The following is an 18,364-nucleotide window of genomic DNA, read 5'->3' as shown; positions in this document are numbered from 1 at the left end:
GGCTCTTGGCGGCTGCCCTTGGCGGTGGCCCTGCCGGTCACCCATGACGCCCGGATCGCCCGGGGTCGCCCGCGAACGGACGGGGACGGCCCGTATACTGGCCGCCTTGTTCAAGGAGTGACGTCATGGCTAGCCGCAGTCGGTTCGGGCAGTGGAGCTGGAAGGGAATCGCGGGCCTGGCGCTGGTCGCCGGCCTGGCCATCGGCGTCGGGGGTTGCAAGCGCAACGACAGCGGCCAGCTACCAGCCCCGTCCGGCGCGCCGATCACGGCCAAGGCCGAGGCGGTCACCGAGTTCACCCTGGTCCGGGCCTACCCCGATCAGAAGAGCGACGGCCTGTCGCTGGCGCTGGAGTTCTCGCGCCCGCTGGTCGGCACCCAGGATTTTGATGCACTGGTCCGCTTCGCCGAGAAGGTCGGCACCGAGGACAGCAGCTGGTCGCTGTCCGATGACGGCAAGACCCTGCGCTATCCGTTCGTGGAGGCGGCCAAGGAATATTCGCTGATCGTTTCGCCCGATCTGCTCGCCGCCGATGGCAGCCGGATCGGCAAGGAGCTGCGCCAGAAGGTCTTCACCGGCGAGCTCAAGCCGGTGGCCGGGTTCGCCTCGCAGGGCAGCGTGCTGCCCGCCAAGGACAGCCGCGGCCTGCCGGTGGTCTCGGTCAACGTGCCGGAAGTGGACGTGGAGTTCCTGCGCGTGCGCGAGAAGGAACTGCCGAACTTCTTCAGCCAGTACCAGCGCGGCGGCCGCCGCGGCAGCTGGGAGCTGGACAGCGACTACGGCGACAAGACGCCGATGTCGCAGTTGGCCGAGCCGGTGTACGTCAACCGCTTCGTGATCGGCGGCAAGCAGAACGAGCGCGTGCTCACCTACCTGCCGACCCAGGACATCAAGGAGCTGCAGCAGCCCGGCCTGTATTTCGCGGTGATGAAGCGCAGCGGTTCGTTCGAAGGCGAGTACGACACCGCCTTCTTCACCGTCAGCGACATCGGCCTGCATACGCGTGCCTACAAGGACAAGCTGTTCGTGCACACCGCCTCGCTGCAGAGCGGGGCGTCGCTGAAGAAGATCGAGCTGCGCATCCTCGATGGCAAGGGTGAGGTGGTGCTCAAGGGCGCAACCGACGGCAACGGCAATGCGCTGCTCAATTACACGTTGGATGCCAGCCATGTGCTGATCGCCAGCAGTGGCGGCGATACCTCGATGCTGCCGTTCAACCAGCCCGCGCTGGACCTGAGCGAGTTCGCCGTGGCCGGGCGCGACAACGCCTGGTTCGACGTGTTCACCTGGTCGGGCCGCGACCTGTACCGTCCCGGCGAGACCGTGCGCATTTCCGCACTGCTGCGCGACAACGACGGCAAGCCGGTGAAGCCGCAGCCCGTCTTCCTGCGCCTGAAGCAGCCGGACGGCAAGACCTTCCGCGAGACCCGCCTGACCCCGGGCGAGCAGGGTTACTTCAGCTTCGAGCAGCTGATCCCCGCCGAGGCCCCGACCGGGCGCTGGCAGGTGGAGTTCCGCACCAACCCGGCCAGCAAGGAAGCGATCCAGGGTATGACCCTGCGGATCGAGGAGTTCCTGCCCGAGCGCATGAAGCTGGACCTGGACAGCGTGCAGAAGACGCTCAAGCCGGGCGAGCCGCTCAAGCTGCAGGCCGATGCCGCGTATCTGTACGGCGCGCCGGCCGACGGCAACCGCTTCACCGCACGGTTGGCCGTGGCGGCCGAGCAGTCGCCGGTCGAGTCGCTGCCGGGCTACTTCTTCGGCGACCCGACCACCGCGCTGCCGCGCGAGGCGCGTGACGTCATCGATACCGAATTCCCGGCCGACGGCAAACTGCGCCAGGACGTGGAGCTGCCGGCGGAGGTCAAGCCGACCGCACCGATCGCCGTGGTGCTCTCCGGGAGCGTGTATGAAACCGGTGGCCGCACCGTGACCCGCACCCTGAAGCGGGTGATGTGGCCGGCCGCCGCGCTGGTCGGTGTGCGCCCGTTGTTTGATCCCAAGGATGGCGCGGATGCCAACAGCAACGCGCGCTTCGAACTGATGCGCGTGGACGCGGCGGGCAAGCCGCAGCCGGCCAAGGGCCTGAAGGTCACGCTGGTGCGCGAGCTGCGCGATTACCACTGGACCTTCAACGACAACCGCTGGGATTACGACTTCACCCGCCGCTTCGAGAACAAGGACACCCGCACCGTCGATGCGGGCAGTGCGGCGGTCGGCGTTGACTTCCCGGTGGAGTGGGGCGAGTACCGACTGGACGTGTTCGATCCGGCCACCGGGCTGACCAGCCGCTATCCCTTCAACGCCGGCTGGAGCTGGAACGACGACAACCGCGGCCTGGATGCACGCCCGGACAAGGTCAAGCTGGCGCTGGACAAGACCGGCTACAAGGCCGGCGATACCGTGCGCGTCACCGTGACCCCGCCGCATGCCGGCAAGGGCGTGCTGATGGTCGAGAGCGACAAGATGCTCTACGTCCAGGATATCGACGCCAAGCCGGGCAGCACCTACGACATTCCGGTCACCGCCGAATGGGAACGCCACGACGTCTACATCACCGCGCTGGTGTTCCGTGGCGGCAGTGCCCCGAGCAAGATCACCCCGGCCCGTGCGGTCGGCGTGGTGCATGTGCCGATGGACCGCAAGGCGCGGCAGATCGCGGTCGGCCTGGTGGCACCGAAGCAGATGCGCCCGGAGCAGACGCTGCCGGTCACCGTCAGTGCCCCACAGCTGGCCGGCAAGGTCGCGCATGTGACGGTCTCGGCGGTGGATGTGGGCATCCTCAACATCACCCGCTTCCCGGTGCCCGATGCCGCTGCGCACTTCTTCGCGCAGCGTCGTCTGGGCGTGGATGCGTATGACATCTACAGCCGCGTGATCGAAAGCTTCGACGGCAGCAGCGGCAAGCTGAAGTTCGGTGGCGACATGGCGCTGGCCGCGATGCCGCAGGCCAAGCGCCCGACCGCGCGGGTGCAGACGGTGGACCTGTTCTCCGGCCCGGTGAAACTCGATGCCAAGGGCATCGCGCGGATCGCGCTGAAGGTGCCGGATTTCAACGGCACCCTGCGCGTCTCGGCGCTGGTGTACGCCGATGACCAGTACGGCAAGCGCGATGTGGAGACCGTGGTGCGCGCGCCGATCCTGGCCGAAGCCAGCATGCCGCGCGTGATGGCGCCCGGGGATACCAGCACGGTCACCCTGGATGTGCAGAACTTCACCGGCACGCCGGGCGAGTTCAGAGTGCAGGTCGATGGCATCGGGCCGCTGACCCTGGGCGACGCCAGCCGCACGCTCAAGCTCAACGCCGACGCCAAGAGCACGCTGAGCTTCCCGCTGACCGCGCGCGAGGGCTACACGGTAGCCAAGGTCCGCGTGCGCGTGGATGGCAACGGCTTCAAGGTCGATCGCCGCTATGACCTGCCGGTGCGTGCCGCATGGCCGCAGGTGCTGCGCGCACAGACCCGCACGCTGGATCCGCTGGCCGCCGTCACGATGGACGCCGGCCTGGCCGATGGCCTGATGAACGACTCGGTGACCGCACGCATGCTGGTCAGCGCGCTGCCGCCGATTCCGTTCGCCAGTGCCTTGAATGGCGCGCTCAACTATCCGTATGGCTGCGCCGAGCAGACCACCAGCAAGGGCTATGCCGCGCTGATGCTGGATGAAGCGACCTCGGCCATGCTGGGTGCGGACGGGCTGGATGCCAAGACCCGCCGCGAGCGCATGGAAGGTGCCTTCGGCCGCCTGGCCTCGATGCAGGTCGCCAACGGCAACTTCTCGATGTGGGGCGACGACGGCTACATCAATCCGTGGCTGACGCCGTATATCGCCGAGTTCCTGCTCGACGCCAAGGACGCCGGCTTCGCCGTACCGGACAACGTGCTGCAGAAAGCGCTGAACCGCCTGAGTGAAGACCTGCTGTCCGGTGGCAACCAGTTCTACGGCGAGGACCGCCGCGAGAACCTGAAGTTCGCCAACCAGGCGTATTCGGGCTACGTGCTGGCCCGGGTCAACCGCGCGCCGCTGGGTACCCTGCGCGCGCTGTACGACAACGAACGCAGCAAGTCGCTGACCGGCCTGTCGCTGGTGCACCTGGGCATCGCGCTGTCCCTGCAGGGCGATCACAAGCGCGGCGATGCGGCCATTGCCGCCGGCTTCGCCAAGAGCGCGGACGACCGTCCGGCCTACTTCGGCGATTACGGCAGCGCGGTGCGCGATGACGCATTGATGATCGCGCTGCTGCACGAACGCAAGCTGTCCAAGCCGGCCTACGATGCACGCGCGGTCGATCTCGGTCGCGCGCTGGACGCCCGCCGCAACAGTGGCTGGATGTGGCTGAGCACCCAGGAGCAGGTGGCGCTGGCGCGCATGGGCAAGGCGCTGTCGGCCAACCAGACCAAGCTGGTCTCGGGCGAACTGGTGGTGGGGGGCGAGAGCGAGAGCATCTCGGCACGCCGCATGTTCGGCCGCAGCGTCGACTACGCCGCGCTGGCCAAGGGCGTGCGCTTCACCCCGCAGGGGGAGCCGCCGATGTTCGCCAGCCTGGAAGTGGCCGGCATTCCGCGCAACCCGCCGGAGCCGGACAGCCGCACGCTCGGCGTGGAGCGCAGCTGGTACACCACTGATGGCAAGCCGTGGACGCCGCGTCCGCTGAAGGAAGGCGAGGCCCTGATCGTGCGGGTCAGCGTCACCCCGAACGTGGACATGCCCGATGCGCTGCTGACCGATCTGCTCCCGGCCGGGCTGGAGATCGAGAACTTCAACCTGGGCGATGCCAAGCAGTGGGCCGATGTGGTGGTCGACGGGTTGAGCGTCAACGACCGCGGCGATGCGGCCAACATCAAGCACGAGGAGTTCCGCGATGACCGCTATGTGGCCGCGCTGAAACTCTCGCGGGGCAGCACTGCCAAGGTGTTCTATCTGGTGCGTGCGGTCACGCCGGGCACCTACCGCGTGCCGCCGCCGCTGGTGGAGGACATGTACCGTCCCGACCTGCGCGGGGTGGGGCGCAGCCTCCCGGCCTCGCTGACCGTGGTGCAGCCCTGATCGCAGGGCGGGCCGTCGCGATGACGGCCCGCCTGCTGAATGGACATGATGTCTCTTTTTTCCAAACGGTCGTGGGCATCCGTGCGACGCAACGTGCTGCCCTGCCTGCGCTGGGGAACGGCGGCGCTGCTCACACTGCTGCTGGTGCTGGACCTCGCGTTCCCGCCGCCGCTGCCCAGGCAACGCGACACCAGTACCCTGGTCGTTGCGCGCGATGGCACGCCGCTGCGTGCGTTCGCCGATGCGGACGGGGTGTGGCGCTACCCGGCCTCCGCCGACAGCGTCTCGCCGCTGTATCTGCAGGCGCTGCTGAACTACGAAGATCGCTGGTTCTGGCGGCATCCCGGCATCAACCCGTGGGGCCTGCTGCGCGCGGGCAAGCAATGGCTGTTCGAGCAGCGGATCGTCTCCGGTGGTTCAACGCTGACCATGCAGGTTGCGCGAATCCTCGATCCGCATACGCGCACGCCGTGGGGCAAAGCCAAGCAGCTGCTGCGCGCGGTGCAGCTGGAACTGCACCTGAGCAAGGCGCAGATCCTGGCGCTGTATCTGGAACGTGCACCCTATGGGGGCACCATCGAAGGCGTGGAGGCGGCGAGCTGGGCCTATCTGGGCAAGCCGGCCTCGCAGTTGTCGCATGCCGAGGCGGCGTTGCTGGCGGTGCTGCCGCAGTCGCCCAGCCGGTTGCGTCCGGACCGCCATCCGGAGGCGGCACAGCGGGCGCGTGACAAGGTGCTCGAACGCATGGTGTCACTCGGTGTGTGGTCACGCGAGGAGGTCGACGATGCGCGCATCGAGCCGGTGGTCACCCGCGCCCTGCAGCCCCCGCTGCATGCGGCGTTGTTGGCGCAGCGCCTGCGCTCGGCGCAGCCGCGGGCGGCGCGGATCGAGAGCACGCTGGATATCGGCCTGCAGCGCACGCTGGAAGAGCGTGTGTCGTCCTACTTTTCACAGCTGCCCGAGCGCACCTCGGCGGCGTTGCTGGTGGTGGACAACCGCACACTGGAGGCACGTGCCTACGTCGGTTCGGTGGCGTTCGGCGACAAACAGCGGCTCGGCCATGTGGACATGGTGCAGGCGTGGCGCTCACCGGGCTCAACGCTGAAACCGTTCCTGTACGGCATGGCGCTGGATGATGGCCTGATCCATTCGGAAAGCCTGATGGTGGATGCGCCGCAGAGCTTCGGCGGGTATCGGCCGGGCAACTTCGATGCGGCCTTCAACGGGCCGGTCAGTGCCGCCACGGCGCTGCGGTTGTCACTCAATGTGCCGGCGGTGGACCTGCTGGATCGCGTCGGCTCGGCGCGCTTCGCGGCACGCCTGTCGCATGCGGGCATCAATCTGCGCTTTCCGCACGGCAGTGCGCCCAATCTCTCGCTGATTCTCGGCGGCACCGGCGCGCGGCTGGAGGATCTGGTCGGCACCTTCGCCGCGTTCAACCGCAACGGTATCGCCGGGCGGGTGCGTTATACCGCCGGGGATGCGGTGATCGAGCGCCGCCTGATGTCCCCCGGCGCGGCGTGGATCACCCGCGAGGTGCTCGAGTCCAATCCCCGCCCGGGCTACGGCACCGGCACCTTCGATGTCACCGGGCGCCCGCGTGTGGCCTGGAAGACCGGCACCAGCTACGGCTACCGCGATGCATGGGCGATCGGCACGACGCGCCATTACACGGTAGGTGTGTGGGTGGGGCGCCCGGATGGCACGCCGCTACCCGGGCAGTACGGCGCGGTGACCGCGTTGCCGCTGATGTTCGAGGTGGTCGACAGTCTGCCGCGCCAGGCCGGCGATGCCCGTGCGGCGCCGATGCCGGCGAGCGTGGCGCAGGCCGATATCTGCTGGCCGACCGGTGGTCTGGCCGAGCAGATGGCGCCCGCGCTGTGCCAGCGGCGGATGCCGGCGTTCGTGCTCGATGGGGCGGTGCCGCCGACCTTCGCCGAGCGCGAGGCGCGGCTGTGGCAGCCGGGTCTGCAGCGGTTCCAGGTGGATGCGCGCACGGGGCTGCGGCTGTCGCCGGAGTGCAGCCGACCGCATGCGGCGGAGTCGCGTGAGATCGCGCGCTGGCCGGCGCTGTTGTCGCCGTGGTTGCCGCAGGCGCAGCGTCAGGCCTCGCAGTTGCCTGCGTTGTCCCCGGACTGCAGCGACGATGGTCGAGAGAGTGGTGGGACGCTGCATATCGAGGGGCTCAACGACCGCGCCACCCTCGCACGCGCGCCGAATGCCGAGCGCGGCGTTCGCCTGCAACTGCGTGCACTGGGCAATGAAACGACCGTGGATTGGCTGCTGGATGACCGCTGGATCGCCCGCACTGAAGGCGCGCGGCTGTTCCAGCGCGATTTCGACGAGGTGGGTGAGCACACGCTGACCGCGCTGGCCGCCGATGGTGCGTGGACGCAGGTGCGGTTCCGGATCCTGCGCTGACGGGTTGCTGCCCGCGATCGGGTAGTGCCGGCCGCTGGCCGGCATCACACCATGAACGGTAGTGCCGGCCGCTGGCCGGCACTGCACGCCGTTCGGATGCTGCAGGAGCCGGCCAGCGGCCGGCACTACAGCGTCAGGAGCCGGCCAGCGGCCGACACTACAGGGCCAAGAGTCGGCATGCGGCTGGCGTTACTCGCCGATCCAGCCGTCCAGCAGATCGGCGAATTCGTCGGCGTGCTCTTCTTCCTGCGCGAGGATCTCTTCGAGGATGCGCTTGGTCGTGGTGTCCTTGTCGCCGACGAAGTTGATCATCTCGCGGTAGCTGTCGATCGCGATGCGCTCGGCAATCAGGTTCTCGCGGACCATGTCGCGCAGGTCGCTGCCTTCCTTGTACTCGGCATGCGAGCGCGCGGTGAGCGTATCCGGGTTCAGATCCGGCTCGCCGCCCAGCTGCACGATGCGTTCGGCCAGCTTGCCGGCGTGCGCCTGTTCCTGCTGTGCGTGCTCCAGGAACTCGGCCTTGATCGAATCGGCGAGCATGCCCTTGGCCATGAAGTAATGGCGGTAGTAGCGCAGCACGCAGACGTACTCGGTGGCGAGCGCATCGTTGAGCAGCTTGATCACCGCCTTGCGGTCGGCGCTGTAGCTGTCGGTGATCGCGCCATCCTCGATGTCCTTGCGGGCCTTGGCACGCAGGGTGGCGGTGTCGCTGATGCCCGGCGGGCGGGCGTTGTTGGGGGTGTTCTTGGCTGGCGTTGACATGGCTGGCCGGGTTCCTCTGTTGCGTGGGTCTAGCGGGGGAGATGCTCCAGCACGTACTGGGCCGAAGACACCTCGAATTTTCCGGGTTCCTCGATGAAGGTTTCGCGCACGACACCGTCTTCGACGTACAGCGCGAAGCGGCGCGAGCGGATGCCCATCCCGGAGCTGCTGGCATCCATCTCGAGGCCGAGGGCCCGGGTGAACTCGCCATTGCCGTCGGACAACAGCTGCAGGCCGTCGGGCACCTGCTGGCTCTCGCCCCAGGCCTTCATCACGAACGGATCGTTGACCGCCATGCAGAACACTTCGATCCCGCGGTGGCGGAACTCGGGGAACTGCTCGATGAAGCCGGGCAGGTGCCGGGCCGAACAGGTCGGGGTGAATGCGCCGGGCACGCCGAACAGCACCGCCTTGCGCGAATCGAACAGGGCATGGGTGTCGATGGTCTCCATGCCCTCGCGGATGCGCTTGAGGGTGACTTCGGGAATGCGGTCGCCAACGTGGATGGTCATACGGACTCCTTGGACACAGGCAGGGTAGTGAGGGGCATGGGATGGCCATGTCAACACGTTGAAAACCGGACGTGCAGACCCATCTGGAGCGGGAGAGGCGGGCTACCGGGGCAGCGTAGCCGGCTGGGATGTCCGCCGCATTGCGCAGGATCATTCGCGCCCGGCGTCACGGTGGGCCGGTCCGCAGCGGCTAGAATTGCGCGGACGGCGCCCGCCCACGCGGGTGGCCGAACTTAGTCGAGGTGTTTGGATGGAATTCAAGGATTACTACGCCACGCTCGGGGTGGAACCCACCGCGGGCGATGCTGAGATCAAGACCGCTTACCGCCGGCTGGCGCGCAAGTACCACCCGGATGTGAGCAAGGAAGCCGGGGCCGAGGACAAATTCAAGGCAGTCAACGAGGCTTACGAGGCGCTGCGCGATCCGCAGAAGCGCGCGGCCTATGACCAGCTCAAGGCGCAGGGCTACCGGCCCGGCGAGGAGTTCCATACCCCGCCGAACTATGGCGGTGGCCAGGGCTATGACTTCGAAGAGGTGTTCGGGGGCGGCGCCGGTGGCGGCGGCTTCAGCGATTTCTTCGAGAGCCTGTTCGCGCGCCAGCGCGGCGGTGGCGGTGGTCGCGCCAGTGGCTTCGGCGGCGCCAGCCAGGGGCCGCAGCCGACCCGCGATACCCGCGCCAAGCTGTCGGTGCCGTTGGAAGCGGCCTATCAGGGCGACAGCCTGCGCATCAACGTGGGCGGCAAGCAGCTGGATGTGCGCGTGCCCAAGGGCATCCGCCCGGGCCAGGTGATCCGCCTGACCGGGCAGGGCACCGGTGGCGGCAACTTGCTGCTGGAAGTGGAATACGCCGAGCACCCGCAGTTCGAGGTGGATGGCCGCAACATTCTGTACACCCTGCAGGTAACCCCGTGGCAGGCTGCGCTGGGGACCAGCATCAGCGTGCCGACCCTGGGCGGTGCGGTGGAGCTGAAGGTGCCGGCCGAGTCCGATGCCGGCCGCAAGCTGCGCCTGCGTGGCCGCGGCCTGCCGGGCAACCCGGATGGCGATCAGATCGTGGAGCTGGAGATCATTGCGCCGGCGCCGACCGACGAAGCGCAGAAGAAGGCCTACAAGGCGCTGGCCAAGGCGTTCGGCGAGAAGGTGTGAGGCAGGCGGTGCGCCGATGCAGCGGCGTACCGACCGTTGGTGCGTACCGACCAACAGTCGGTACCAACCGCCGCCATCGGCATCACGCCGTCGGCGGTTCCTGGTGGCTGAAAACGCGCTCCAGCACCTCGGATAGTTCGTCTTCCGAAAACGGCTTGGTGATATAGGCCTTGGCGCCCTGACGCATGCCCCACATGCGATCGGTGTCCTGGTCCTTGGTGGTCACCAGGATCACCGGAATGTGCTTGGTCGAGGCGTCGCGCGCCAGCGTGCGGGTCGCCTGGAAACCATTGAGGTTGGGCATCACCACGTCCATCAGCACCAGATCGGGCAGTTCGGCCTTGGCCGTTTCGACCCCGGCGGCGCCATCGGTGGCGGTCAGGATCTGGTGACCGAGTTTTTCGACGATCCGCTGTATCCCCAACAGCTGCGACGGTGAATCGTCGACGATCAGAATGCGTGCCATGGTGTTCCCCGTGTGATGCCCGCAGTGTAGTGCGGGCCTCGCACCGTCGTGAAGCGCCGGACGTGCCGTCCGTCGCCCGGCTGCCACGCTCAGTCGATTCGTACCACCGTGCGGCCGTGGTGGTCGCCCGCGAGCAGGGTATCGAACGCCGCCGGCAGGCCATCCAGCCCGACTTCGCCCGTGCAGATCGTCTCCAGATGCGCCGGTTTCCAGGCGCCGCCAAGCTTCGCCCAGACCGCTTCGCGCAGATCACGCGGTGCGCTGGAGGACGACACACCGATCAGCGACACGCCGCGGATGATGAAGGGCATGACCGTCATGTCCAGCGCCGGGCTCGCGGCCAGGCCGGCACTGACAACCGAGCCGTAGGGCACGGTCTGGGCCAGCAGGCTGGTCAGCATCGCGCCGCCGGCGTTGTCCAGGCCGCCGCCGAAGCGCGCCGATTCCATCGGCCGGGCGGTCGCCAGCACATCCCGCGGCAGGACCTCGCGGGCACCCAGTCCACGCAGGTAGTCGGCCTGGTCGGCCTTGCCGCTGATCGCGTGCACCTCGAAACCCGCCCGGGTGAAGATGTCCACCGCCAGCGAGCCGACCCCGCCGGTCGCCCCGGTCACGGCCAGCGGTCCGTGGGCGGGGGTCTGCCGGTTGTCCAGCATCCGCACCAGGGCCAGCGCAGCGGTGAAGCCGGCCGTGCCCAAAATCATCGCCTCACGCGGGGTGAGTCCCGTCGGCTGCGGGATCACCGCACTGGCGGCCAGGCGCACATACGGGCTGTAGCCGCCATCGCGGGTCTCGCTCAGCCCGCAGCCGGTGGCCAGTACCGCATCGCCTTCGCGGTAGGCCGGGTCGGTCGAAGCGACCACCGTGCCGGCCACGTCGATACCACCGACCAGCGGGAAGCGTCGCAGGATCTTGCCCTTGCCGGTGCCGGCCAACGCATCTTTATAGTTGACCGAGGACCAGTGCGCGCGGAGGACCACCTCGCCGGGGTTGAGCTGGTCCAGGCCGATCGGTTCCAGCCCGGCGTGGTAGCCGGTATCGTCCTGGTGGATGCGGAAAGCGTTGAACCGGTCGGGAATTGCCATGAAGATGCCTGACGGGGGAAAACACCACCTTACCCGCTGCTCCGGCGCGCGGGGACCCTCACGGACGGTCGCGGAGGCGGTTATGAATCGTTCCCCGAGATGCGTGCCCCCTTCCAATCCTGTCGATCTGCCCCATCTAGTAGAATCGACAGCGATTTAACGTTTTAACGGTTGACGGTGCGGGAGTGGCCCGCAGGCAACCTTACCTTGATGGAGCGTGCATGGCCTGGAATACACCCGGCGGCAACAAGGGCGGACAAGGCCCCGACGAGAATCGACGTGGGCCGTTCGGTCCTCGCGGTGGCGGCAATGGCGGCGGTTGGGGCGGTTTGCCCGGTCCGCTGAAAGACCTGTTCGATGGCGGCATCCTGCGGTGGGTCGCAGTGGCTGCGGTGTTGCTGCTGCTGTTCTCCAGCTTCCAGCTGATCGGCGAACAGCAACGCGGCGTCGTGCTGCGCTTCGGTCAGTTCCATCGCATCCTGCAGCCTGGCCCGAACTTCAAGCTGCCGTGGCCGCTGGAATCGGTGACCAAGGTCAATGCCACCGAGATCAAGACGTTCAGCAGCCAGGTGCCGGTCCTGACCCGCGACGAGAACATCGTCAACGTCTCGCTCAACGTCCAGTACCGCATCGACGATCCGCGCCTGTACCTGTTCGGCTCGGTCGATGCCGACCAGGTGCTGGAACAGACCGCGCAGAGCGCGGTGCGTGAGCAGGTCGGTCGTGCCGACCTCAACAACGTGCTCAACAACCGTGGCCCGCTGGCCGTGGCCGCCGAAGAGCGCCTGCAGGCCTCGCTCGGCAGCTACCGCACCGGTCTGTCCGTGACCGGCCTGACCCTGCCCGATGCCCGCCCGCCCGAGGAGGTCAAGCCGGCCTTCGATGAGGTCAACGGTGCCCAGCAGGTCAAGGAGCGTCTGATCAACGAAGCCCAGGCCTACGCGGCCAAGGTGGTTCCGGAAGCGCGCGGCCAGGCCTCACGGGCCCGGACCACCGCTGAAGGCTACAAGCAGGCCGTGGTCGCCAAGGCGGAGGGTGATGCCGAGCGCTTCAGCCTGCTGCAGGTCCAGTACAAGGACGCCCCGGAGGTCACGCGCAAGCGCCTGTGGCTGGAAACGGTGCAGAAGGTGCTCTCGGAGAACCGCAAGATCATCGGTGGCGATGGCCGCCAGCTGATCTACGTGCCGATGCCGGGCGACAACCGCACCAGCACCAATGCCGCTCCGGCGGTGACCCCGGAAGTCATGTTGCCGTCGCTGCCTGCCAGCACGGCCGTGGATGGCGTTCGCAATGCGGAGCGTCCGACGACGCGCCCGACCGGTCGTGAGGAGGGCAGCCGATGAGAAGTTCACTGTGGATTGGTCTGGCCGTAGCGGTCCTGCTCGGCCTGCTGGGTTCGGTCTACGTGGTCCGTGAGGACCAGACCGCGATGGTGCTGAACCTGGGCAAGGTGGTCCGTGCGGACATCAAGCCGGGCCTGCACTTCAAGGTGCCGCTGGTGGAAACGGTGCGCGTGTTCGATCGCCGTTTCCAGGTGCTCGACACCGCCCCGGCCCGTTACTTCACCGCCGAGCAGAAGGACGTCAGCGTCGACTTCTTCGCCATCGGTTACATCTCCGATGTGCGCGCGTACTTCCGTGCGACCGGCGGCGATGCCCGCGTGGCCAATGCCCGCCTGGCCCCGATCATCACCGACTCCCTGCGCAACCAGATCAACTCGCGTTCGTTGCAGCAGCTGGTGTCCGGGGATCGCAGCGAACTGATCGCCAACCAGCTGACCGGCATCAACGAGTCGGTCAAGGCGCTGGGCATGCAGATCATCGACCTGCGCATCAAGCAGATCGACTTGCCGACCGACAGCCAGGTGATCAACGATGTGTACGAGCGCATGCGCGCCCAGCGTAAGCAGGAAGCGGCCAAGCTGCGCGCCGAGGGTGAAGAGCAGTCGCTGACCATCCGTGCCCAGGCCGACCGCGAGAGCACCGTGATCGTGGCCGAAGCCGAGCGCGACGCCCAGCAGCTGCGCGGTGCCGGCGATGCCGATGCCGCCCGCATCTACGGCAAGGCCGGCTCGGCCGACCCGTCGTTCTACGCCTTCTACCGCAGCCTGGAGGCCTACCGTGGCTCCATGACCGACGGCAACGGCGTGATCGTGCTCGACAAGAACGACCCGTTCCTGCAGTACCTCAAGAGCGATCGCTGAGGCCGCAGGCGGTAGTCATCCACGGGGACCCGGTGCAGACCGGGTCCCCGTTTTGTTTGTGGAGATGTCATGAAAGATCTGTTCTCGGCCCTGTGCCTGGTCGCCGTGCTCGAAGGCCTGTTCCTGTTCGCCGCCCCGTTGGCCTGGAAGCGCATGGCCGAGCAGCTGCTGATGCTGCGCAGCAGTGCCCTGCGCACCTGGGGCGGGGTGATCCTGCTGGCCGGGCTGACCACCCTGTGGTGGTTGAAGCACTGAGCGGGTTCCCGCCATGCGCTCGTTGGTAGTGCCGGCCGCTGGCCGGCTCCAGGCCATCCCGCGAGCCGGCCAGCGGCCGGCACTACCGAACGGCTTGGAGCCGGCCAGCGGCCGGCACTACCGCCTTGGAACCGGCCGTTGGCCGGCCCCATCCCGCGGCGGTCCTGACCGGCCGGTGAAGTCCACCGGCCGCCGGGGTGGCAGCAGCCACCGGAAACCCGGATAATGCACAAAAGCCGGACGGGCACTCTGTTTCAGAGTCACTCGTCCGGCTTTTTCCGTGTCTGGGTACCCCAGCGTCGGCGCGCTCCCCGCTGGAGTCCGCCACCCCGCGCTGATCGGCCACCCCGGCATGGTCCCAAACCCGCGGCCCCGATGGCCGCACAAAAACCAGGAGTTACCCGTCATGGGTCAGTCAGTTGTCGTGTTGGGTGCCCAGTGGGGCGATGAAGGCAAGGGCAAGATCGTCGATCTGCTCACCGAGGAAATCGGCGCTGTCGTGCGCTTCCAGGGCGGCCACAATGCCGGCCACACGCTGGTCATCAATGGCAAGAAGACCGTCCTGCACCTGATTCCGTCGGGCATCCTGCGTGAAGACGCGCTGTGCCTGATCGGCAACGGCGTGGTGATCTCCCCGGCTGCGCTGCAGAAGGAAATCGCCGAGCTGGAAACCTCCGGCGTGGAAGTGCGTTCGCGCCTGAAGATCTCTCCGGCCGCGCCGCTGATCATGCCGTACCACATCGCCCTGGACCAGGCGCGCGAACGCGCTGCCGGCGGCAAGGCGATCGGCACCACCGGCCGTGGCATCGGCCCGGCGTATGAAGACAAGGTGGCGCGTCGCGGCATCCGCATCGCCGACCTGCATTACCCGGCCCAGCTGGAAGAACTCCTGCGTACCGCGCTGGATTACCACAACTTCGTGCTGACCAATTACCTCAAGACCGACGCGGTCGACTTCCAGAAGACCTACGACGAAGCACTGGCCTTCGGCGAATACGTCGAGCCGATGAAGTCCGACGTCGCCGGCATCCTGCACGACCTGCGCAAGCAGGGTAAGCGCGTGCTGTTCGAAGGCGCCCAGGGCGCACTGCTGGACATCGACCACGGCACCTACCCGTACGTCACCAGCTCCAACACCACCGTGGGCGGCGCGCTGGCCGGTGCCGGCGTGGGTGCGGACGCGATCGACTACGTGCTGGGTATCGCCAAGGCTTACGCCACCCGCGTCGGCGGTGGCCCGTTCCCGACCGAGCTGGACGATGAAGTCGGCCAGGGCATCCGCGACCGCGGTGCCGAGTACGGCGCCTCGACCGGCCGCCCGCGTCGTTGCGGCTGGATGGACATCGTCGCGCTCAAGCGCGCCGTCGCCATCAACGGCATCAGCGGCCTGTGCATCACCAAGCTCGACGTGCTCGACGGCATGGAAAAGCTGAAGGTCTGCATCGCCTACGAATACCGCGGCAAGCGTACCGAATACGCCCCGCTGGACGCGCAGGGCTGGGAAGAATGCACGCCGGTGTACCTGGAGTTCCCGGGCTGGACCGAGAACACCCACGGCATCACCAACTGGGACGACCTGCCGCCGGCCGCCCGCGCTTACCTGCGCGCGCTGGAAGAGCTGGCCGGTTGCCCGGTCAGCATCGTCTCCACCGGCCCGGACCGCGACCACACCATGGTCCTGCAGGATCCGTTCGCCTGATCAGGCGCGTAGTGCCGGGCCATGCCCGGTATGGCGTAACGGTGTAAGGCGTAAAGAAAAGCCCCGCGCAAGCGGGGCTTTTTCGTTGCCAAGCCCGGGTCAGCGCCGGCCGATGCCCATCTGCAGTTCCGAAAGTTCCAGATTCTCATCGTGGTTGGCATCCAGGTTCTGGAAGCGCATCTCCGATGAGCGACGCATCTCTTCGGCACTCAATTCGCCGTCGCCGTTGAGGTCGGCGATGCGGACCCATTCGGCGGCCGAGAACTCGCCATCACGTTGCGGGCCGAGCACCGCCTGCACTTCCTCCACGCTCACCCGGTAATTGTGATCCGCATCGACCAGGCGGAAGAAGGCATCTCCGTCGTACTCATCGCGACTGACCTTGCCGTCGCCATTGCGGTCCAGCATCGCGAAACGATCCGGCGCGGTGGCGGGCAGATCCTGCGCCGCGGCAACACTTGCGGCGACAGCGCCGCATAGAAGGAGCAGGGCAACGCGGTGCGCGAGCATCATCACAGGTGTCTCCAGACCGCAGGGGGAGGGGGGCATGCCTTCAGCACGCAGTGTCCGCCGCGTCGATGCCCGGGGCAACGGCAATTTCCCGCATTCGCGCCAGTAGTTTTACTGGTTGCCCGCGCCCATCGGACCGGCGTGACCACGTCCGCCAGCGCGGGGCCATGGCATGCTGTGCAGCCTCACCAATCAGCAGGGGCGACAGGGTGTCTGAAGATCACGTGGCCACCGGCATGAGCAGCGCGGACCGCGCGTTGCATGCGGTGGTGTCCGAGCTTGAAGCGCTGTTGCGCGGCGACGGGGAAACCCACTGGGCCGACTGGATGCAGCGGGTCATCACCCAGCTTGAGCAGGGCGATCCAGGCGCGCCGGAGAGCGTGCTGCGCGCCTATGGCGGCATGGGGTCGTTCAATGATGTTGCGTTGGGCATGGATTACAGCAACGGCCACTTCCAGTGGCGCGCAGACGCGGGGGACCTCAATGAGCGCCTGGATGCACTGCGCGGGCGCGCCTGGCAACTGGCGCGGGCGATCCGGGACGCTCCCCCCGGTGCGCGTTGATCAAAGGGCCTGCTGCCCCTTCAACACGGGATACGGATTGATTGATTCACCTTTCCACCACTGCTTTTCCGGACCCAGTACATGGATTTCGAAATGCAGGTGGGGCGCCTCGGGACTCGCATTGCCGGTGCTGCCGACATAGCCGATCACCTCACCGCGCTTGATCGTCTTCTTCTCGGCCAGCCCATCGGCATAGCGGTCCAGATGCGCGTAGTAGTAACAGTAACGGCCGCTTGGTTCGAACTGGTACACCGTCAGTCCGCCCCGCACGCTGTCGAACAGTTTCTCCACCGTCCCGTCTGCGACGGCGAGCACCGGCGTCCCGTTTGGCGCCAGGATGTCGATCGCATCATGCACGCGGCCTTCGCTGCGCGCATCGGTGAAGGTGTCCTGCAGCTGATCCGCACCGATGCCCTCCACGGGCAGCAGCAGCGCTCCGGCCGCGCTCGCCGGTGCGGGTGCGGCACTTCCCGCGTCCGGCGCGGGCGGTGTGGCTGAGGTGCCGGTGGGCACCGGCGTCGTGGCCGGCGTAGGCGGCGGGGTATCAAGCGCAGCACGGGCCGAACTCGTGGCCGAGCCCACCTTGGCCGGTTCGGCGGCGCCGAGCCGGGATGAGGGGCCCGGCCCCAGCAGCCAGTAACCGACCACGCCGATCACCAGTCCCACGGCCAGCAGTCGAAAGGTCTTCATGGCTTACTCCTGCATCACGACCGGTACCGAGGCATCGACCGCGGCGGCGACCTGCAGCGCATCCCAGTTGGTCATGCGCACACAGCCGTGCGATTCGGTCTTGCCGACATGGCCGGGTTCGGGCGTGCCGTGCAGGCCGTAGTGGGGCTTGGAGATGTCGATCCACACCACGCCGACCGGATTGTTCGGGCCCGGCGGCAGGACCGCCTTGCTGTCGCCCGCCTTGGCATCCCAGAACAGTTTGGGGTTGTAGTGGAAGGTGGGATCGCGGGAGATGCCGAGGATCTTCCATTTCCCGATCGGCAGCGGGTCATGCTTGCTGCCCGAGGACACCGGGAACTGCGCGTAGACCTTGCCGTCCGTATCGAACAGCCGCAGCGTGGAGTCGGATTTGTCGATCACCAGCTTGCTGGCCTTCGGCAGCGGGGCGGCCGCGATGTTGGGCACCTGGATCACGCTGCCGGCCTTGCCCAGGTCGACGCCGGGATTGAGCGTCTTCAACAGCTCGGGGGAGGCGTGGAAGCGTTCGCCCAGCGCTTCTTCGATCGAACCGAAGCCCAGGGTTTTCAGCTTGGCCTGCGCGGCCGGACCCTTGGGCACCGGCTGGAACGGACCGGCCACGTCTTCCGCGGTGAGCGTGTAGCGCACCAGCGGCGGGGCGGCATCGGGCTGCAGCGCCTGCCAGGTGGCATCGTCCAGCTCCCCACTGACCTTCAGCCCGCGGGCGGCCTGGAAGCCGGACACGGCGCGCTTCTGGTTGGAGCCGCGCTCGCCATCGATCTGGCCGGGGGAGAAGTGCGCGCGGTCCAGCAGCACCTGCGCATGCAGATCCGAGCGTGGCCCGGTCGCCAGCGGCGTCGCGTCGGCGTCCGGGATCGCGGCGGGCGCGGGTGCCGTCTGTGCGACCGCCCAACCGGAGCAGACCCCCAGGGCGAGGGCGAGCGCGGTGAGGCGGGCGATACGGTGCAGGCGAAGGGACATCGGCAACTCCAGCGGGAACGTGTTT

Annotated in this window: 15 protein-coding genes; 8 read left to right on the top strand and 7 right to left on the bottom strand. The window is 67.6% G+C overall.

The genetic code is table 11. From position 1 onward, the window contains the following. The first annotated feature begins 125 nt into the window (after window positions 1-125). Window positions 126-5,045: an alpha-2-macroglobulin gene (locus tag ABE422_RS09930; RefSeq protein ID WP_346482892.1), complete on the top strand. Its 4,920-nt coding sequence runs from the start codon at window positions 126-128 to the stop codon at window positions 5,043-5,045. A 45-nt stretch (window positions 5,046-5,090) separates the two neighbouring features. Continuing rightward, entirely contained in the window at window positions 5,091-7,466 is a 2,376-nt protein-coding gene (pbpC, locus tag ABE422_RS09925; RefSeq protein WP_313210926.1) for a penicillin-binding protein 1C, read from the top strand. A gap of 189 nt (window positions 7,467-7,655) precedes the next feature. Here pbpC and ABE422_RS09920 read toward each other — a convergent pair whose 3' ends face one another. Further along, on the bottom strand, window positions 7,656-8,228 hold the full coding sequence (locus ABE422_RS09920) for a ferritin-like domain-containing protein (RefSeq protein ID WP_102788120.1): 573 nt from the start codon (window positions 8,226-8,228) through the stop codon (window positions 7,656-7,658). A gap of 29 nt (window positions 8,229-8,257) precedes the next feature. Beyond that, window positions 8,258-8,740: a peroxiredoxin gene (locus ABE422_RS09915; protein ID WP_102788119.1), complete on the bottom strand. Its 483-nt coding sequence runs from the start codon at window positions 8,738-8,740 to the stop codon at window positions 8,258-8,260. A gap of 250 nt (window positions 8,741-8,990) precedes the next feature. On the opposite strand from ABE422_RS09915, the gene ABE422_RS09910 reads away from it, so the two are divergent. Next, the gene (locus tag ABE422_RS09910) at window positions 8,991-9,887 is read left to right on the top strand and encodes a DnaJ C-terminal domain-containing protein (protein WP_121038875.1); all 897 of its coding nucleotides are present in this window, start codon (window positions 8,991-8,993) and stop codon (window positions 9,885-9,887) included. 82 nt (window positions 9,888-9,969) lie between these two features. On the opposite strand, the gene pilH is transcribed toward ABE422_RS09910, so the two are convergent. Together pilH and ABE422_RS09900 are read right to left on the bottom strand one after the other, a co-directional pair. After that, a complete protein-coding gene (gene pilH / locus ABE422_RS09905) occupies window positions 9,970-10,353 on the bottom strand; it encodes a twitching motility response regulator PilH (RefSeq protein WP_313210920.1) in 384 nt (127 codons plus the stop codon). An 89-nt stretch (window positions 10,354-10,442) separates the two neighbouring features. Beyond that, the gene (locus ABE422_RS09900; RefSeq protein WP_346463059.1) at window positions 10,443-11,438 is read right to left on the bottom strand and encodes a YhdH/YhfP family quinone oxidoreductase; all 996 of its coding nucleotides are present in this window, start codon (window positions 11,436-11,438) and stop codon (window positions 10,443-10,445) included. Between the two features lie 221 nt (window positions 11,439-11,659). Between ABE422_RS09900 and hflK the strand changes: the two genes are divergently transcribed. From hflK to ABE422_RS09880, 4 genes are all read left to right on the top strand, one after another. After that, on the top strand, window positions 11,660-12,781 hold the full coding sequence (gene hflK / locus ABE422_RS09895) for an FtsH protease activity modulator HflK (protein ID WP_259259501.1): 1,122 nt from the start codon (window positions 11,660-11,662) through the stop codon (window positions 12,779-12,781). Then, window positions 12,778-13,641: a protease modulator HflC gene (locus ABE422_RS09890; protein WP_019186091.1), complete on the top strand. Its 864-nt coding sequence runs from the start codon at window positions 12,778-12,780 to the stop codon at window positions 13,639-13,641. The genes hflK and ABE422_RS09890 overlap by 4 nt, the downstream gene beginning before the upstream one ends. 69 nt (window positions 13,642-13,710) lie before the next feature. Further along, on the top strand, window positions 13,711-13,896 hold the full coding sequence (locus ABE422_RS09885; RefSeq protein ID WP_121038863.1) for a DUF2065 family protein: 186 nt from the start codon (window positions 13,711-13,713) through the stop codon (window positions 13,894-13,896). A 406-nt stretch (window positions 13,897-14,302) separates the two neighbouring features. Beyond that, the gene (locus tag ABE422_RS09880) at window positions 14,303-15,595 is read left to right on the top strand and encodes an adenylosuccinate synthase (protein ID WP_088432983.1); all 1,293 of its coding nucleotides are present in this window, start codon (window positions 14,303-14,305) and stop codon (window positions 15,593-15,595) included. A 99-nt stretch (window positions 15,596-15,694) separates the two neighbouring features. Here ABE422_RS09880 and ABE422_RS09875 read toward each other — a convergent pair whose 3' ends face one another. Continuing rightward, window positions 15,695-16,108, bottom strand: coding sequence for a hypothetical protein (locus ABE422_RS09875; RefSeq protein ID WP_346482891.1), 414 nt, complete (start codon window positions 16,106-16,108; stop codon window positions 15,695-15,697). Between the two features lie 206 nt (window positions 16,109-16,314). Here ABE422_RS09875 and ABE422_RS09870 point away from each other — a divergent pair, with 206 nt between their 5' ends. Beyond that, on the top strand, window positions 16,315-16,668 hold the full coding sequence (locus ABE422_RS09870; protein ID WP_346482890.1) for a hypothetical protein: 354 nt from the start codon (window positions 16,315-16,317) through the stop codon (window positions 16,666-16,668). Here the strand turns inward: ABE422_RS09870 and ABE422_RS09865 are convergent, their stop codons facing one another. Together ABE422_RS09865 and ABE422_RS09860 are read right to left on the bottom strand one after the other, a co-directional pair. Beyond that, window positions 16,669-17,358 (bottom strand): M23 family metallopeptidase, encoded by a 690-nt coding sequence (locus tag ABE422_RS09865; protein ID WP_346482889.1) that lies wholly within the window; start codon window positions 17,356-17,358, stop codon window positions 16,669-16,671. It abuts the gene before it with no gap. Window positions 17,359-17,361: 3 nt separating this feature from the next. Beyond that, window positions 17,362-18,339: a L,D-transpeptidase gene (locus ABE422_RS09860; protein WP_346481442.1), complete on the bottom strand. Its 978-nt coding sequence runs from the start codon at window positions 18,337-18,339 to the stop codon at window positions 17,362-17,364. Between the last annotated feature and the right edge of the window lie 25 nt (window positions 18,340-18,364).

This window comes from Stenotrophomonas sp. TWI1151, from assembly GCF_039673135.1.
In the GTDB taxonomy this organism is placed as follows: domain Bacteria; phylum Pseudomonadota; class Gammaproteobacteria; order Xanthomonadales; family Xanthomonadaceae; genus Stenotrophomonas.
The sequence above is the reverse complement of the archived record's forward strand: the minus strand, read 5'-3'. Positions and strand labels throughout refer to the sequence as shown.

Coding starts and splice junctions, on each gene's coding strand:
- ABE422_RS09860 (WP_346481442.1), bottom strand. CDS start 18,339: ATGTCCCTTCGCCTGCACCGTATCGCCCGCCTCACCGCGCTCGCCCTC.
- ABE422_RS09920 (WP_102788120.1), bottom strand. CDS start 8,228: ATGTCAACGCCAGCCAAGAACACCCCCAACAACGCCCGCCCGCCGGGC.
- ABE422_RS09865 (WP_346482889.1), bottom strand. CDS start 17,358: ATGAAGACCTTTCGACTGCTGGCCGTGGGACTGGTGATCGGCGTGGTC.
- ABE422_RS09890 (WP_019186091.1), top strand. CDS start 12,778: ATGAGAAGTTCACTGTGGATTGGTCTGGCCGTAGCGGTCCTGCTCGGC.
- ABE422_RS09910 (WP_121038875.1), top strand. CDS start 8,991: ATGGAATTCAAGGATTACTACGCCACGCTCGGGGTGGAACCCACCGCG.
- pbpC (WP_313210926.1), top strand. CDS start 5,091: ATGATGTCTCTTTTTTCCAAACGGTCGTGGGCATCCGTGCGACGCAAC.
- ABE422_RS09875 (WP_346482891.1), bottom strand. CDS start 16,108: ATGATGCTCGCGCACCGCGTTGCCCTGCTCCTTCTATGCGGCGCTGTC.
- ABE422_RS09880 (WP_088432983.1), top strand. CDS start 14,303: ATGGGTCAGTCAGTTGTCGTGTTGGGTGCCCAGTGGGGCGATGAAGGC.
- ABE422_RS09930 (WP_346482892.1), top strand. CDS start 126: ATGGCTAGCCGCAGTCGGTTCGGGCAGTGGAGCTGGAAGGGAATCGCG.
- ABE422_RS09915 (WP_102788119.1), bottom strand. CDS start 8,740: ATGACCATCCACGTTGGCGACCGCATTCCCGAAGTCACCCTCAAGCGC.
- pilH (WP_313210920.1), bottom strand. CDS start 10,353: ATGGCACGCATTCTGATCGTCGACGATTCACCGTCGCAGCTGTTGGGG.
- ABE422_RS09900 (WP_346463059.1), bottom strand. CDS start 11,438: ATGGCAATTCCCGACCGGTTCAACGCTTTCCGCATCCACCAGGACGAT.
- hflK (WP_259259501.1), top strand. CDS start 11,660: ATGGCCTGGAATACACCCGGCGGCAACAAGGGCGGACAAGGCCCCGAC.
- ABE422_RS09885 (WP_121038863.1), top strand. CDS start 13,711: ATGAAAGATCTGTTCTCGGCCCTGTGCCTGGTCGCCGTGCTCGAAGGC.